The organism is Pseudomonas sp. FG43, assembly GCF_057809175.1.
In genome coordinates this window covers 60,268-75,310 of record NZ_JBMDJL010000028.1, presented here as the reverse complement: position 1 = coordinate 75,310, position 15,043 = coordinate 60,268, and the positions used below count along the sequence as shown (strand labels likewise).

Below are 15,043 nucleotides of genomic sequence, written 5' to 3'. Positions count from 1 at the left end.
CCGGCCCCAGCAAGCTGCCTCCCACATCATTACCTGCCATGCGCCCGATCTGTTCCCACCTCAATTCTTTCCTTGCAGCGGTTCATCGCCCAGGTTCAGGGAGGCATTGTGGCTGACCTGTTCCTCTTCAAACAGACGCCAGGTCTGGCCGTTTTCCGCACCCAGCAGTTCGACGAAGCGACGGCCTTCGATCCTGTCCTGCAACTGGCCGATGTAGCGACCGGCTTCGGAGGGGCTGCGGGTCAGGAAGATCCGGCGGTCCTTGTCCGGCTGAGTCGGGGAAATCAGGTTCAGTTCCAGGCGTTCAGGCTGGCTGTTGCCGCTCAGGTGCAGTTCGGCTTCGCCTGTCAGGTCGTCCAGGTGAATGCTGGCGCGTACCTTGAGCGTCTGGGCCAGCAACTCGCGGTTGAGCGAGCGGTTGATGCCTTTGCCTGCCTCGTAATAGTTGTCGTTGACCAGATTGTCCGGGTTGTTGACGGCAATGGTCACCATCGAAAGGCTGAGGGTCACCGAGCAGGCCAGGATGCCGATGATGATCCATGGCCAACGGTGCTTGTACCACGGGCTTGAAGCGAGTGCGACTGACATGGCGGGTGTCCCTTAGCGTATTTGTGGGCCGATGAAGCGGCTCCTGGCTTCGACATGGGTGTCGCTGTTGTCGATGTCCTTGAGGATGAAGGTGACCTCGTTGGTGCTCGATGGCATTTTTTCCGGTGCGCTGGACAGCTCCACCGCAATACTGAGGATATCGCCTGCGGCCACCCTGAGTTCACGTCGGCCCTGCAGTTTCAGATCCGGCAGGCCGGTCGCATCGAGGATATAGGTGTGGTCGACCTGATCCTTGTTCATCACCTTGAGGCTGTAGACGTTTTCGATGCGTCCTTCGGCATTTTCGCGGTACAGCACGCGGTCCTTGCTGACATCGAAACCCACCAGCGAGCGCATGAAGAAGGCGCTGGTCAGGAAGCCGATCATCAGCAGCAGAACCAGGGCATAGCCAATCAGGCGTGGACGCAGTTTGTGGGTGACCTGACCTGACAGGTTGTGCTCGGTGGTGTAGCTGATAAGGCCACGCGGGTAACTCATCTTGTCCATGATGGTATCGCAGGCATCGATGCAGGCCGCGCAGCCGATGCATTCGATCTGCAACCCTTCGCGGATGTCGATGCCGGTCGGGCAGACCTGAACGCACATGGTGCAATCGATGCAGTCGCCCAGGCCTTGGGCCTTGTAATCCACATCTTTCTTGCGCGGCCCACGGCTTTCCCCACGACGCGGGTCGTAGGAAACGATCAGGGTATCCTTGTCGAACATGACGCTCTGGAAGCGTGCATACGGGCACATGTGAACGCACACCTGCTCGCGCAGCCAGCCTGCATTGCCGTAAGTGGCCAGGGTAAAGAAGCCGATCCAGAAATAGGCCCAGCCGTCGGCTTGCCCTGTGAACAGTTCGATGCTCAGGTCGCGGATGGGGGAGAAGTAGCCGACGAAGGTCAGGCCGGTCACGAAGCCGATCAAAAGCCAGAGGCTGTGCTTGCCGAGCTTGCGCAGGAACTTGTTGGCGCTCATGGGCGCCCTGTCGAGTCTGATGCGTTGGTTACGGTCGCCTTCGGTGACTTTTTCACACCACATGAAGATCCAGGTCCAGACGCTTTGCGGGCAGGTATAGCCGCACCAGATTCGCCCGGCGTAGACGGTGATGAAGAACAGGCCGAAGGCGCTGACGATCAGGATGCCCGACAGCAGGATGAAGTCCTGTGGCCAGAAGGTTGCACCGAAGATGTAGAACTTGCGCTCCGGCAGGTTCCACCACACTGCCTGATGCCCGCCCCAGTTCAGCCAGACCGTGCCGAAATACACCAGAAACAGGGCAAGCCCGCCCAGCATGCGCAGGTTGCGAAACCGGCCTGTGAAAGCGCGGGTGTAGATGTTTTCTCGCGCGGCGTAGAGGTCGACGGTCTTGTCGTCATTCCCGGGGGGCGGGGTGATGTTGTGTACGGGAATCCGGTTGTTCATTGGGGCGTCCCACGGCAGTGGAAAAGTGCCACAGCCAGTACGTGCCGACTGAGGTCAAGAGCGGTTTCTTATGGCGTCAATGATACGCCTGCCCTTATACCTCACGTCTGCGACCTTTGGTCGCGTTGGGTTCCTTAAACGGTTCGTGTAAGTGATCTGGATCAATTGACAGGCTATTCAATGCCTTTGGTCAGCGTGGTGCCGCTCGGTAAGGTGCCAGTTCTTCGTGCAACTGACTGATCCATGGGTTGAGCACCGTGACACCGCATTGCTCGAAGTCGGTGGTGTTTCGGGTCACCACTTTCATGCCGTGAACCAGGGCAGTGGCTGCGATCAGCGCATCGCATTCGCTGCGCGGGTCGGGAGCATGCAACTGGGCGCAGCGTTTGGCTACGATGGTATCCACGGCCAGGATTCGCCCGGCGAATGCCTTCAATACGTGATGCTCCAGCCATGTGCGCAGTGCCGCGCCCTGAATGGGGTCGCGGCGTTCGATGCGCAATATGCCAGTTTCCAGCTCCATGATCGTGATGGCCGAGATAAACAGGCTGGCGGATGCATGGTTGTTTGCCCAGCGGACGACATTGGCATCCGGGTTTCGCTTTCTGAGTTCGGATACCACGTTGGTATCGAGCAGGAACATCAGGACAGGTCCACGTGGCGAGGTGTGATATCGGCCCGTTGTGGCTCGAATTCGATATCGATGTCTCCTGGCATGGTCAGCATGTCGACGATGCTGACAGAGCTGCCGGTCAGTTTTCGATAGTCCTCGATGGAGAGCAGGACGTGGGCCGGACGCCCCCTGTCAGTGATGAAGACCGGACCGTCGTTCGCAGCCTTCTTGGCCCCGCTGGTGTCCTGATTGAATTCGCGGCTTGAGAGCGTTGTTGTCATGAAGGTGACCTCCTGGAAGCCATGTAGGCATGTTTCTATATTTATGACTCACGCAGTCTATTCGTGTAGAAACGTGACTACAACAAAAAACTCTTGTCCAAATGCAACAGCCCCGCCGAGTGCCGTGCGGGGCTGTATCTGTCGAGCCGGATCACTGAGGCTCGGCGGGTTTCTCCTGACGGGACAGGCTGTAGATGTAAGCGGCCAGCAGATGAACCTTGTCATTGCCTTGGGTCGCTTCCTGGGCAGGCATCTGGCCCTGACGACCGTAGCGGATGGTCTGTTGCAGTTGCGCAAAGCTTGAGCCGTAGATGAATGCACCCGGATGAGTAAGGTCTGGCGCGCCCAGCGCTTGCATGCCTTTACCTTCCGGGCCATGGCAGGCAACGCAAGTGGTCGCGAATATCTTCTGGCCAGCCACCGGGTCAGCCTTGGCGCCTTCAGGCAGTTTTCGACCGTCGAGCCGGGTCAGGATGTAGGCGGATACGTCGCGAACGCCTTGCTCGCCGACGACTTCGCCCCAGGCGGGCATGACGGCATGACGGCCGTTCATGATCGAGGTCTTGATGGTTTGCGGATCGCCGCCCCAGCGCCAGTCGGCATCGGTGAGGTTGGGGAAACCGTAGGCGCCTTTGGCATCCGAGCCATGGCAGACCGAGCAGTTGGAGGCGAACAGGCGTCCGCCCATTTTCAGGGCTTGCGGGTCCTTGGCGACGTCCTCGATGGGCATTGCGGCATATTTGGCGAACAGCGGCCCGAATCTGTTTTCAGCGCGGGCGATTTCCTTTTCCCACTCATGAACGCCGGTCCAGCCTTGCTGGCCATCTGAAAACTGGCGCTGCTTTTCATTGTCCGCATAGTTGTAACCCGGCAGCAGGCCTTTCCAGTTGCCCAGGCCCGGATACAGTGCCAGATAGCCCAGAGCGAACACGATGGTGCCCACGAACAGCATGAACCACCAGCGAGGCAGCGGGTTGTCGTATTCCTCGATGCCGTCGAAGGAGTGGCCTACGGTTTCTTCGGTCTGATCATCGCGCTGGCCTTTGCGGGTTGCCAGCAGCAGCCAGGTCAGGGCGAAGATTGTGCCCAGGGTCAGAACCGTTACATACAGGCTCCAGAACGTGGTCATGCTTTCTTGCTCCCGGCGTTTCTGGCTTCTTGTTCAATATGCTCGGTGGCTTGCGGATCGTCCGCGAACGGCAGCATGGTCGCGTCGTCGAATTCAGCCTTGCGCCTCGGGCTGAATACCCACAGCGCCAGCCCGATAAAAGCCACCATCACCACCAGTGTGCCCAGACCTCGAATCATTCCGATATCCATCGCGTTCACCGTTTGCTCTTGATGATTGTGCCAAGGCCTTGCAGGTAGGCCACCAGTGCGTCCATTTCGGTCTTGCCTTTCACGGCGGCTTCGGCACCCGCGATGTCTTCATCGGTATAGGGCGTGCCGAGGGCGCGCAGGACTTCCATTTTCTTGGCGGTTTCCTTGCCGTCGAGTTTCTTCTCGACCAGGAACGGGTAGGCCGGCATTTTCGATTCGGGTACCACATTGCGCGGGTTGTACAGGTGAGCGCGATGCCAGTCGTCCGAGTAGCGCCCACCGACGCGGGCCAGGTCCGGGCCGGTACGTTTTGAGCCCCACAGGAACGGGTGATCCCAGACGCTTTCGCCGGCCACCGAATAATGACCGTAGCGCTCGGTTTCGGCACGGAACGGGCGGATCATCTGCGAGTGGCAACCCACACAACCGTTGGCGATGTAGACGTCGCGGCCTTCGAGTTCCAGGGCGGTGCGTGGCTTCATGCCTTCGACCGGTTTGTTGGTCACGTCCTGAAAGAACAGCGGCACGATCTGGGTCAGGCCGCCAATGCTCACGGCAATGACCATGAAGAAGGCCAGCAGGCCAATGTTCTTTTCGAGTACTTCATGTTTCATCAGTGAGCCCCCGCAACAACGATTCGGGCGGCAGCTTCGGCTTCCTCGGGGTCCGACGCACGTACGGTGCGCCATACGTTCCAGGCCATCAGCAGCATGCCGCTGGCAAAGAACGCGCCGCCGATCATGCGCACGACATAGCCCGGATGGCTGGCCTGCAGGGCTTCGGCGAACGAGTAGGTGAGGGTGCCATCGTCGTTGATGGCCCGCCACATCAGGCCTTGAGTGATGCCATTGACCCACATCGAGGCGATGTAGAGCACGGTGCCGATGGTGGCAAGCCAGAAGTGCGCATTGATCAGGCCGATGCTGTGCATCTGCGAGCGGCCGAAGACTTTCGGGATCATGTGATAGACCGCGCCGATGGAGATCATTGCCACCCAGCCCAGGGCACCGGCGTGGACGTGGCCGATGGTCCAGTCCGTATAGTGCGACAACGAGTTCACGGTCTTGATAGCCATCATCGGACCTTCAAAGGTCGACATGCCATAGAACGCCAGGGACACCACCAGAAAGCGCAGGATCGGGTCGGTGCGCAACTTATGCCAGGCGCCGGAGAGGGTCATCATGCCGTTGATCATGCCGCCCCAGCTCGGGGCCAGCAGGATGATCGACATCACCATGCCCAGTGACTGCGCCCAGTCCGGCAGGGCGGTGTAATGCAGGTGGTGCGGGCCGGCCCAGATGTACAGGGTGATCAGTGCCCAGAAATGCACGATGGACAGGCGGTACGAATAGATCGGCCGCTCTGCCTGCTTGGGCACGAAGTAATACATCATGCCCAGAAAGCCTGTGGTCAGAAAGAAGCCTACTGCGTTGTGCCCGTACCACCACTGGATCATGGCGTCGGTCGCACCCGCGTACGCCGAGTAGGACTTGAACAGGCTGACCGGCAACGATATGTGGTTGACGATGTGCAGCATGGCGGTCACCAGAATAAAGGCGCCGTAGAACCAGTTGCCGACATAGATGTGTTTGGTATTGCGGCGGGCGATGGTGCCGAAGAACACCACGGCATAGGTGACCCAGACAATGGCCAGCAGAATCGCAATCGGCCATTCGAGTTCGGCGTATTCCTTGGTGGTGGTGTAACCCATGGGCAGGGTGATGATTGCGCTGACGATCACCGCTTGCCAGCCCCAGAACGTGAAGGCAGCCATGCCATCGGAAATCAGCCGCGTCTGGCAGGTTCGCTGCACCACGTAATAAGAGGTGGAAAACAGGGCGCAGCCACCGAAAGCGAAAATCACAAGATTGGTGTGCAGTGGTCGCAGGCGTCCGAACGTGGTCCATTCCAGATCGAGGTTAAGGTCAGGCCAGACCAGTTGTGCGGCAATGAAAACGCCGAGCCCCATGCCAATGATTCCCCAGACCACCGTCATGATGGCGAACTGGCGGACCACCTTGTAGTTATAAGCAGTCGGGCTGATTGCTGTGCTCATTTCCAGGGTTCCACGGTTCAGTATTTATAGGTATCCAGAGGGCCACGAACCTGTCCACGGCAGATGCCGGACAAGTATTTGCGCTTAAACGATGGCCCTTTGAGGCATGTTCCCGGAGACACTGGAACACTGCCGAAGCGGACCGAAAAAGGCGGGATGGACAGGTCGATGACACATGCCGGTAAATGCGTGAAGCATTCACTTCCCATGACCTGTGACCAGCTAATGCCAGTCCACTGCGGGCAAGCTTAGTCGTGAAAGGCGGGCATGGGAAGTACAGAGCAAGGGCGCGAAACGTGTGCTGAAGAATTGCGCACCCCGTTGCAGGGTGCGCAATTCTTTGTTGCAGCGGGCTGAATCGTTACTGTGACTGCTTTTCCCTGCGCTCGAGTTGATCAGGACTCTGAGAAAGGCTGTACACGTAGGCGGCCAGCAATTGCACCTTGTCATTGCCCAGCAAATCGGCCTGAGCAGGCATATGACCCTGGCGACCAAGACGAATGGTCTGTTGCAGTTGCGCAAGGCTGGTGCCGTAGATGAAACCGCCCGGTTGTGTCAGGTTTGGGGCGCCCATCGCTTCGACACCTTTACCTGTAGCACCATGACAAGCTACGCAAGTCGAGCTGAATACTTGCTGTCCGGCGGACAGATTGGCGGTGTCATCGGCAGGCAGCGGCAGGCCGGCCAGAGAGTGGCGAACATAAGCGGCGACGTTCTTGACGCCTTCTTCACCGATTACCGGCCCCCACGCAGGCATGGCGGCGACTCGACCCATCATGATGCTGTTCTTGATGGTGTCGGCACTGCCGCCCCAACGCCAGTTGGTGTCGGTCAGGTTAGGGAAGCCATAGGCGCCCTTGGCATCCGAGCCGTGGCAAACCGAGCAGTTGGAGGCGAACAGGCGTCCGCCCATTTTCAGCGCCTGTGGGTCCTTGGCGACTTCCTCCAGCGGCATGGCGGCGAATCTGGCAAAGATGGGACCGAATCTGGCATCGGCCCGGTCCATTTCCTTTTCCCACTCATGGGCGCCGGTCCAGCCGTTTTCGTAACCGGGCAGGATGCCTTTCCAGTTTCCCAGGCCGGGGTAGAGGATCAGGTAGCCAACCGCGAACACCAGGGTGCCGGCGAACAGCATGAACCACCATTGCGGCAACGGATTGTCATACTCCTCGATGCCGTCGAAGCTGTGGCCCATGGTCTGGTCGGTACTGCCCTTGGTTTCGCCTTTGCGTGTGCCGATCAACAGCCAGGTCAGCCCGATCAGGCTGCCGAGGGTCAGCACGCAGATATAGGTGCTCCAGAAGGTGGTCATGGCTGATTACTCCGCACGACAGGTTGTTCCGTTTCAGGTTTCGCGTCAGTGCTCAATGGATGAGGTTCGTCGGCAAAGGGCGCCATGCGAGCCTCGGCGAAATCCGGGTTGCGTTTGCTGCTGGATACCCACAGGGACATCCCGATGAAGGCGATCGCCACTACCAACGTGCCGAGGCCGCGCAAGTCTTGGATATCCATGGCTCACCTCTTGCTCTTGATGGAAGTGCCGAGCACTTGCAGGTAGGCCACCAGTGCATCCATCTCGGTCTTGCCCTTGAGGCTGGCGACTGCGCCGGAGATATCTGCATCGGTGTAAGGCACGCCCAGAGTGCGCATGGCGCGGATCTTGGCTTCGGTATGGCTGCTGTCCACTTGTTGGGTGACCAGCCACGGGTAAGCAGGCATTTTCGATTCCGGCACGACGTTGCGCGGGTTGTACAAGTGGGCGCGGTGCCAGTCATCCGAATAGCGTGCGCCAACCCGTGCCAGGTCCGGACCGGTACGCTTGGAGCCCCACAGGAACGGATGATCCCAGACGCTTTCGCCCGCCACCGAATAGTGACCATAACGCTCGGTTTCGGCCCGGAACGGACGGATCATCTGTGAGTGGCAACCTACGCAGCCTTCGCGGATATAGATGTCGCGACCTTCGAGTTGCAGCGCTGTGTAGGGCTTCATGCCCTCTACCGGTTTGTTGGTCACGTCCTGGAAAAACAGCGGTACGATCTGGGTCAGGCCACCGATGCTGACGGCCAGCACCATCAGGATCATCAGCAGGGTGACGTTCTTTTCGATCACTTCATGTTTCATGGTCAGATCCTCAGGCCATCTGCGCGGCAGCGGTGGCTTCGGCCGGGCTGGAGGCCCGCACGGTGCGCCAGGTGTTGTAGGCCATCAGCAACATGCCGACGAAGAAGATGGCGCCTCCGGCCAGGCGGACGATGAAGCCCGGGTGACTGGCTTGCAGGGCTTCGACGAAGGAGTAGGTGAGGGTGCCGTCCTCGTTCACGGCGCGCCACATCAGGCCTTGAGTGATGCCGTTGACCCACATCGAGGCGATGTAGAGCACGGTGCCGATGGTGGCGAGCCAGAAGTGCGCATTGATCAGGCCCATGCTGTGCATCTGTTGGCGACCGAATACCTTGGGAATCATGTGGTACAGCGCGCCGATGGAGATCATCGCCACCCAGCCCAGAGCGCCAGCATGGACGTGGCCGATGGTCCAGTCGGTGTAGTGGGAGAGGGCGTTGACAGTCTTGATGGCCATCATCGGACCTTCAAAGGTCGACATGCCGTAGAACGCCAGGGACACCACCAGAAAACGCAGGATCGGGTCGCTGCGCAACTTATGCCAGGCGCCCGACAGGGTCATCATGCCGTTGATCATGCCGCCCCAGCTTGGAGCCAGAAGAATCAGCGACATCACCATGCCCAGCGACTGCGCCCAGTCTGGCAGGGCGGTGTAATGCAAGTGGTGCGGACCGGCCCAGATGTACAGGGTGATCAGCGCCCAGAAATGCACGATGGACAGGCGATAGGAATAGACCGGACGTTCGGCCTGCTTGGGCACGAAGTAATACATCATCCCCAGAAAGCCCGCCGTCAGGAAAAAACCTACCGCGTTGTGCCCGTACCACCACTGCACCATCGCATCGGTTGCACCGGCGTACAGCGAGTAGGACTTGGTCAGGCTGACCGGAATTTCCAGGTTGTTGACGATGTGCAGCAGCGCTACGGTCAGGATGAATCCGCCGAAGAACCAGTTGCCGACATAAATGTGCTTGGTGGTGCGTTTGGCTACGGTGCCGAAAAACACGATTGCATAAGCGACCCAGACCACGGCGATCAGGATATCGATCGGCCATTCCAGCTCGGCGTATTCTTTTGAAGTGGTAAAGCCCAGGGGCAGGCTTATGGCAGCCAGTACGATTACCAGTTGCCAGCCCCAGAAGGTGAAAGCAGCCAGCTTTGGCAGAAACAGTCGGGTCTGGCAGGTGCGTTGCACAGAATAGTAGGAGCTGGCGAACAGCGCGCAGCCACCAAAGGCGAAAATGACTGCGTTGGTATGAAGTGGACGCAAGCGACCAAAGCTTGTCCACGGCAAGTTGAAGTTGAGCTCAGGCCAAACCAGTTGGGCGGCCAGAAAAACGCCGAGGCCCATCCCGACAATTCCCCAGATCACCGTCATAATGGCGAACTGGCGAACCACCTGATAGTTATAGGCGGTACTGTTAGTTGTGTTCATTTAGGTGTGTATCCCATCCAGCTTGGTCGGGGCCATTACGCACGGTTATAGCTCCGGGTTATTGGCAGACTCATCAGAAGCGAGGCAAGCATGGGCAATGGGCAAGGTGCCTGCATTGACAGGGATCAATGCGTACAACTGGCGCAGGACAACGGCTGGATCTGGACGGCGGCGCAGCCGGGAGCAGGGGATGGCAAGGCAACGCTGATTCTGGCCCATGGGGCTGGTGCGCCCATGGACAGCGATTTCATGAACGACATGGCTGCACACCTTGCTGCACAGGGCGTCAACGTCATGCGCTTCGAGTTTCCCTACATGGCTCAGCGGCGTCTTACGGGGGGTAAACGTCCTCCCAATCCTCAGGGGCAGCTACTCGATTGCTGGCGTCAGGTGCATGAGCGTGTGCGACCTCATGTCGCTGGACGTCTGGCCATCGGAGGCAAGTCCATGGGGGGAAGAATGGCCAGCCTGCTTGCCGATGAACTGAAGGTCGATGCGCTGGTGTGTCTGGGCTATCCGTTCTATGCCGTGGGCAAACCCGAGAAGCCTCGCGTGGCGCATCTGGCCGATCTGCAGACCCCGACCTTGATCATTCAAGGTGAGCGGGATGCATTGGGTGATCGTGAAACGGTGCAGGGATATGAGCTATCCACTTCAATCGGGTTGCACTGGTTACCGACCGCCAATCATGATCTCAAGCCCCTCAAGGTGTCGGGCCTGAGTCATGAGCAGTGTCTGGTTGAGTCTGCGCAGCGGATTGCAGAGTTCCTGCTGGCCTGATCACTTGCAATACACGTCGAAAGAGCCGTCCGTGACCTCGAAATCAACCGCCGAGATACTGAAGCTGAACACCCCTTGCAAACGCTGACTCTGAGGGTCGGCCTCGATCAGCGTGAAAGCACCGGCCTGAAAATGCGCAGAGTGATAAATGACGCTCTGCCAATGCGGGCTTTCGTTGTAGACCACCTTGATGCGCTCATTACCCGGCAGGTCGTAAGTGCCGGGTTCCAGGTCCTTATCGAAAAACAGACCGATGCTGGTCCGTTTATGGCCGACCTTGCCGTCGGCGATTATTTTCCAGATCCAGTGACTGGGCGCCTGTGAAAGCTCCGGGCGCAACGTCAACCTGCCCAGCAGGGAGGAAACCAGTAGCGGTTGCTTGTTGACGCTGACCTTGAAACTGCCTTCGCAAGAGGGAGGGCGCACGAAGCGTTTGGGGGGAATGACAGGGTGGCGCATGGTCTGGCTCTTGGAACGTGACGCGCATAGATGGAAAGAGGGCGTTACGCCTTTCAGGTAACGTAACGCCCCGGGATATTTCAGCCAGGCCGCAGTCGGCTACTAGCGGATAGCGACGCCAAGACTGGCATTGTGATGCAGCAATTTGAAGTCTGCGCCTGTGACCAGATTTTTCACGTAGTACCATTTCCAGCCCATAAGGTTGGAGGCTGCTACCGTGCCGGACCAGTAATTGCCATTGCCCATCGGCCAGCTTCTGCCATAGGCCGTGTGGATTTCATTGAGCTCATAGATGGACGGAATGCGCGCGCCTTGCGCCTCGGCGGCCGTTGCCATCTTTGTGAAGGAGCCCGCACCAACCCCCAGGCAGTGAACGACGCCGGTAACGGTAACCTGATAGCTCTTTATGGCTCCAAGACTGTCCGTGACCGAAATGGTTGCCGTGCCTTTGCCACGTGCAGAGGTCAGGCGATTGCCGTCTACCTTGGCCACCAACGGGTCGCTTGAACGATAGAAGTAAGGTGCCTGACCACCGCTGGCTGTGCGTTGGACGGTTGTGTCCGACGGCATGGCTGGCAGAAGGTCGGGATAGCCCGGCAACAGATAGACCTTGCCCTTCAGGGTGACGGGTGAGGTGTCGAACTCCAGCTCCTTGCTGATCTTCAGCCACAGTGTCGAAGACAAGGCTGCGGTGCCTGCGCGAGTGACGGTGTAAGTGACGGTCGCTGCGCTGCTGGCCACGATCAGGGATTTGGCGATGGTGAATTGCAGCTCGGTATTGCCTCCCACCACCTGTGACGGCGTGTCGTAAGCCGTTGCGCCTCGCCAGTTGACCACTACGCTATCGCCAGTGCTCATGCCTGTGTAGGACACACGAACGGTTGCACCGGATTCCGGGATTCTTGAGGGAATCACCACGCCATCGGCGCCGACAGTGTCCATGGTGGGAGCAGGCAGTTCTATGTGCGTATCAAGAACCTTCAGGGCCAGGGTTTCAGACTGTTGCACCGTCCCGTTGAGGCGGCTGACGGTATAAAACACGTTGACTGTCTGACCTGCGTTGGCGTTGACCAGTGCTGCCGTGAACACAAGCTCCTGGATCTTGCCCACGTCGGCGGCTGTGATGATTTTTTCCCGGGTATCGCTGCCCTTGGGGCCTTGCCACTGCACTGTGACCCGCTCACCCGCGGCAAGGTTGGCAGTGGTGCCGATCTGTACGGTGGCACCATTGACCGTATTGGCCGGATCGAGGGTATCGCCTTTGGCTTCTTTTACCGTCGGGATGGGGAGTGGTGATTGTACGGATAGCTGCAGCGTGACGAGCTTCTCCTCCGAGTTCATGGACACATTGCCCGCCTGATCGGTCACGGTGTAGTAGACGGGCGCCTTGATGTCACCAATGGTCTCCAGGAACGATCTGACGAAATCCACATTCACCCGCTGCAATCCCATATCGTCCTTGTTGACCATGGTGATAGGGCCGGGAATCTGATTCCAGTAAGTGCGAATGACATCGCCTTCCTTCATGCCGTTGTAACTGGCAATGCTGCCCCTGAGCACGTTATGCACGCTTTCCAGCTCATCGGAAGTCAGCCCGTCGTCAACGAAGGCCGGGAAGAGGATCGGGCCGAGATGCGGGTTGCCGGGAGCGGTGCGGTCGATTTCGAGGCGCGTTGCTTTGGAAGAGTTCGTGATCTGGCTTTCCGGATTGAATGTCTTGTAGGCAACCTGGTGTACACCCTCGGTCAGCAGTGCAACGGGAATTTCGAGAGTCAACTCATCGCCTGGCAACTGGCTGTCCAGAATCTGTTTCTGCGAGCCAGCTATCATGTCATTCCATAGCAGTTGGTAGGTATAGCCAGGCTGTGCACCTTCCCAAACCTTGAGTTTTGCAATAACGGGCCTGTCGAGAAATTCGATGGGCAACACTCCGTTTTCGAGTGCGGCAGGAATTTCCGGTGCTTCAAGTTCTCCTGCTCTACGAGCTGATAGTGACATGTTCATATTTATTTTCCTTATTATTGAAAAGGAGGAATAGGGCAGGTCGGTTGAACCGAATCGAGCATGTTCACCGGCGCGCGGGTAACTTTTGAAGTAACAGCGCTCTGATTACTGCCCGCAGGCGGTTCAACGCGGAAACTGGCTTCTGCAAAGCCGGTGCAGAGAATGCGAAGGTTGCGGTCGGGAACGGTAAAGGTATAACCGTTTGTTACATCGTTTTTATCCAGTGTCCGGTCGGCGGTATAGTTGGACGCATCAATCGGATTGTTGTTTTTATCGAAACCTTTGAAGGTCAATGACAGTGTCTGGCCTTCATCGATATTGATATAAGGCGCAATATAAAGATCTGCCCCGTCGGGATTGAGAATCGGAGCGATGAAACCCACGTCATTAAGTTTGAACGGTGGGCCATCCAGACCATCCGGTCCACCTGGAAGTTCTTCCTTGGATCTGACCGTCACCAGTTGCACCGGGCACTTTACAGGGTTGGGATTCCCGGCACGGGTCACCGTGTAATGGACTGGAATTTCCGCACCGGTTCCTTGTGCCCTCATGATTGCATTATCGATCGGAACAAGAAGGTCCCGTGCGGCAGCGATATCCGTTGCCCTGATTTTATACCATTGGGGCTTTTGTTGATCTCCCCAGAACAGATTCAGGTTGTCGCTGATGGCAAAGTCGGTATTCCACTTCACGACCCCTAGCGCATTGAGTTCATAGTCTTCTTCGTCAATGAAGTTGTCCGTGGTGTTGGGGCTTTCCACGCTGGTGCCCTGGACGATAAAGGTTTCCAGCGGCGTTGGAATTGGCAGCGTCAGGAAAACATCAATGGTACTGCTGAGAGAGGTGCCCGCCAGATCCAGTTGGCGTGCCACTTCATAAAAGACTTGCACTGAACCCACAGGGTTTTGATTGAGTGTCTCATAAGGGATACGAAGCGAAAGAACAATGTCTTCGTTCTCGTTACCTGGTGGAAGAGCGACCGGAACCAGTGGATTATTCTGTCCCCAGAACAACTTGATCATGTCAAAAGGGCTGGCACCCGGATACTTGGGAATATCGACCTGAACGCCTGCCTGCGCTTCTGCATGATCGATCAGGGTTCCTACTTCCGGGTCGATGATCGGAGCCGGGAAGTTGACCGGAATATCCTGCAACTTGAGTGTGATGGGCACGGGGTTGGAGTCTATGGATGCGTTGCCTGCCCGGTCGAAAACCTTGTATTTGACCAGTTGTTCCGTTTCTCCCAGGCTTTCCAGAAAGCTACGGGTAAAGGTGATCGCAACCCTGTCCAGGCCCATGTCATCTTCAGTGACGGTGGCTTGCGGGCCGAGAGTTGTGCCCCAGTAAGTCTGTACCCGATCATGCTTTGCCATGCCGGTGTAGCCAGCAATCTGAACGTCCAGCTTCCCACCCAGTTGTGCAAGTTCGGCCGCGGTCAATCCATTCTGTACTTCCGGGGGAAACAGGATGGCGCTGAGTTCCGGTTTTCCGGGAGCGGTCAGGTCAATCACCAGATTGAATATATTGGATTCGTTTCTGACCTGACTCTCTGGGTTCGATGTTTGATATTGCAGCGTATGGGTCCCTTCGGTAAGGAGGTCGATAGGAATTTCCAGTGTCAGTGGATCTCCAGGTCGGTGAGTATCTAGAATCGGTTTCTCGGGGCTTACGGTTTTACCATCCCAATAAAGTGTGTAGGTATAACCTGGCTGAGCGCCTGTCCATACTTCCAGGTCTACAGTGACCGGATTGTTCAATTCGGATATTGGTAGAAGCCCAGGCGTGTCTTCATCATGAAAAGCAGCTGCGACATCAGGTGCTTTCAAGTCAGGGTTCTGTATGCGTAGATGATTGCCTGAAATGATGATGGGCGTTTGTGGTTGAGAGTGCATGATCTATTCCTTGAAATGGATGCTGAAAATAATACGGCCATGTAGCCGAATGGTTTTGCCAGC

General features: G+C 57.6%; 16 protein-coding genes. 1 reads left to right on the top strand and 15 read right to left on the bottom strand.

The annotated features are described in order from the left end of the window. Positions 1-60: 60 nt before the first annotated feature. The 12 genes from ACODS3_RS24985 to ccoN (ACODS3_RS24930) form a co-directional block, all read right to left on the bottom strand. Complete coding sequence (locus ACODS3_RS24985) at positions 61-588, bottom strand: FixH family protein (RefSeq protein ID WP_489036726.1); 528 nt, start codon at positions 586-588, stop codon at positions 61-63. A 12-nt stretch (positions 589-600) separates the two neighbouring features. Next, positions 601-2,016 (bottom strand): cytochrome c oxidase accessory protein CcoG, encoded by a 1,416-nt coding sequence (ccoG, locus tag ACODS3_RS24980; RefSeq protein WP_489036724.1) that lies wholly within the window; start codon positions 2,014-2,016, stop codon positions 601-603. A 190-nt stretch (positions 2,017-2,206) separates the two neighbouring features. Further along, positions 2,207-2,659: a type II toxin-antitoxin system VapC family toxin gene (locus ACODS3_RS24975; protein WP_201006176.1), complete on the bottom strand. Its 453-nt coding sequence runs from the start codon at positions 2,657-2,659 to the stop codon at positions 2,207-2,209. Then, complete coding sequence (locus tag ACODS3_RS24970; protein WP_201006177.1) at positions 2,659-2,910, bottom strand: type II toxin-antitoxin system Phd/YefM family antitoxin; 252 nt, start codon at positions 2,908-2,910, stop codon at positions 2,659-2,661. The genes ACODS3_RS24975 and ACODS3_RS24970 overlap by 1 nt, the downstream gene beginning before the upstream one ends. Before the next feature lie 151 nt (positions 2,911-3,061). Then, entirely contained in the window at positions 3,062-4,039 is a 978-nt protein-coding gene (ccoP, locus tag ACODS3_RS24965; protein WP_201019946.1) for a cytochrome-c oxidase, cbb3-type subunit III, read from the bottom strand. Beyond that, entirely contained in the window at positions 4,036-4,230 is a 195-nt protein-coding gene (locus ACODS3_RS24960) for a cbb3-type cytochrome oxidase subunit 3 (protein WP_201019991.1), read from the bottom strand. Before ACODS3_RS24960 ends, ccoP (ACODS3_RS24965) begins: the two co-directional genes overlap by 4 nt. 5 nt (positions 4,231-4,235) lie before the next feature. Beyond that, positions 4,236-4,844 carry a cytochrome-c oxidase, cbb3-type subunit II gene (gene ccoO / locus ACODS3_RS24955; protein ID WP_122320699.1) on the bottom strand — a complete coding sequence of 203 codons (609 nt, stop codon included), beginning with the start codon at positions 4,842-4,844 and terminating at the stop codon, positions 4,236-4,238. Then, complete coding sequence (ccoN, locus tag ACODS3_RS24950; RefSeq protein WP_304575890.1) at positions 4,844-6,286, bottom strand: cytochrome-c oxidase, cbb3-type subunit I; 1,443 nt, start codon at positions 6,284-6,286, stop codon at positions 4,844-4,846. Before ccoN (ACODS3_RS24950) ends, ccoO (ACODS3_RS24955) begins: the two co-directional genes overlap by 1 nt. A gap of 361 nt (positions 6,287-6,647) precedes the next feature. Further along, complete coding sequence (ccoP, locus tag ACODS3_RS24945) at positions 6,648-7,598, bottom strand: cytochrome-c oxidase, cbb3-type subunit III (RefSeq protein ID WP_201019944.1); 951 nt, start codon at positions 7,596-7,598, stop codon at positions 6,648-6,650. Next, the gene (locus tag ACODS3_RS24940) at positions 7,595-7,798 is read right to left on the bottom strand and encodes a cbb3-type cytochrome oxidase subunit 3 (protein WP_201006186.1); all 204 of its coding nucleotides are present in this window, start codon (positions 7,796-7,798) and stop codon (positions 7,595-7,597) included. The genes ccoP (ACODS3_RS24945) and ACODS3_RS24940 overlap by 4 nt, the downstream gene beginning before the upstream one ends. A 3-nt stretch (positions 7,799-7,801) precedes the next feature. After that, positions 7,802-8,410 carry a cytochrome-c oxidase, cbb3-type subunit II gene (ccoO, locus tag ACODS3_RS24935; RefSeq protein WP_025259327.1) on the bottom strand — a complete coding sequence of 203 codons (609 nt, stop codon included), beginning with the start codon at positions 8,408-8,410 and terminating at the stop codon, positions 7,802-7,804. A 10-nt stretch (positions 8,411-8,420) separates the two neighbouring features. Next, a complete protein-coding gene (gene ccoN, locus ACODS3_RS24930) occupies positions 8,421-9,845 on the bottom strand; it encodes a cytochrome-c oxidase, cbb3-type subunit I (protein WP_201019943.1) in 1,425 nt (474 codons plus the stop codon). A 90-nt stretch (positions 9,846-9,935) separates the two neighbouring features. Here ccoN (ACODS3_RS24930) and ACODS3_RS24925 point away from each other — a divergent pair, with 90 nt between their 5' ends. Beyond that, positions 9,936-10,625, top strand: a complete 690-nt coding sequence (locus ACODS3_RS24925; RefSeq protein ID WP_201019942.1) for an alpha/beta family hydrolase — start codon at positions 9,936-9,938, stop codon at positions 10,623-10,625. Here ACODS3_RS24925 and ACODS3_RS24920 read toward each other — a convergent pair whose 3' ends face one another. The 3 genes from ACODS3_RS24920 to ACODS3_RS24910 form a co-directional block, all read right to left on the bottom strand. Continuing rightward, complete coding sequence (locus tag ACODS3_RS24920; RefSeq protein WP_201019941.1) at positions 10,626-11,084, bottom strand: hypothetical protein; 459 nt, start codon at positions 11,082-11,084, stop codon at positions 10,626-10,628. A gap of 102 nt (positions 11,085-11,186) precedes the next feature. Continuing rightward, positions 11,187-13,127, bottom strand: coding sequence for an immunoglobulin-like domain-containing protein (locus ACODS3_RS24915; RefSeq protein ID WP_489036729.1), 1,941 nt, complete (start codon positions 13,125-13,127; stop codon positions 11,187-11,189). Continuing rightward, a complete protein-coding gene (locus ACODS3_RS24910) occupies positions 13,103-14,980 on the bottom strand; it encodes a hypothetical protein (protein ID WP_489036720.1) in 1,878 nt (625 codons plus the stop codon). The genes ACODS3_RS24915 and ACODS3_RS24910 overlap by 25 nt, the downstream gene beginning before the upstream one ends. Positions 14,981-15,043 lie beyond the last annotated feature (63 nt).

What these genes read in the sequence shown, in the direction of transcription:
- ACODS3_RS24985 (WP_489036726.1), bottom strand. Translation starts at nt 588, where the DNA reads ATGTCAGTCGCACTCGCTTCAAGCCCGTGGTACAAGCACCGTTGGCCA.
- ccoG (WP_489036724.1), bottom strand. Translation starts at nt 2,016, where the DNA reads ATGAACAACCGGATTCCCGTACACAACATCACCCCGCCCCCCGGGAAT.
- ACODS3_RS24975 (WP_201006176.1), bottom strand. Translation starts at nt 2,659, where the DNA reads ATGTTCCTGCTCGATACCAACGTGGTATCCGAACTCAGAAAGCGAAAC.
- ACODS3_RS24970 (WP_201006177.1), bottom strand. Translation starts at nt 2,910, where the DNA reads ATGACAACAACGCTCTCAAGCCGCGAATTCAATCAGGACACCAGCGGG.
- ccoP (WP_201019946.1), bottom strand. Translation starts at nt 4,039, where the DNA reads ATGACCACGTTCTGGAGCCTGTATGTAACGGTTCTGACCCTGGGCACA.
- ACODS3_RS24960 (WP_201019991.1), bottom strand. Translation starts at nt 4,230, where the DNA reads ATGGATATCGGAATGATTCGAGGTCTGGGCACACTGGTGGTGATGGTG.
- ccoO (WP_122320699.1), bottom strand. Translation starts at nt 4,844, where the DNA reads ATGAAACATGAAGTACTCGAAAAGAACATTGGCCTGCTGGCCTTCTTC.
- ccoN (WP_304575890.1), bottom strand. Translation starts at nt 6,286, where the DNA reads ATGAGCACAGCAATCAGCCCGACTGCTTATAACTACAAGGTGGTCCGC.
- ccoP (WP_201019944.1), bottom strand. Translation starts at nt 7,598, where the DNA reads ATGACCACCTTCTGGAGCACCTATATCTGCGTGCTGACCCTCGGCAGC.
- ACODS3_RS24940 (WP_201006186.1), bottom strand. Translation starts at nt 7,798, where the DNA reads ATGGATATCCAAGACTTGCGCGGCCTCGGCACGTTGGTAGTGGCGATC.
- ccoO (WP_025259327.1), bottom strand. Translation starts at nt 8,410, where the DNA reads ATGAAACATGAAGTGATCGAAAAGAACGTCACCCTGCTGATGATCCTG.
- ccoN (WP_201019943.1), bottom strand. Translation starts at nt 9,845, where the DNA reads ATGAACACAACTAACAGTACCGCCTATAACTATCAGGTGGTTCGCCAG.
- ACODS3_RS24925 (WP_201019942.1), top strand. Translation starts at nt 9,936, where the DNA reads ATGGGCAATGGGCAAGGTGCCTGCATTGACAGGGATCAATGCGTACAA.
- ACODS3_RS24920 (WP_201019941.1), bottom strand. Translation starts at nt 11,084, where the DNA reads ATGCGCCACCCTGTCATTCCCCCCAAACGCTTCGTGCGCCCTCCCTCT.
- ACODS3_RS24910 (WP_489036720.1), bottom strand. Translation starts at nt 14,980, where the DNA reads ATGCACTCTCAACCACAAACGCCCATCATCATTTCAGGCAATCATCTA.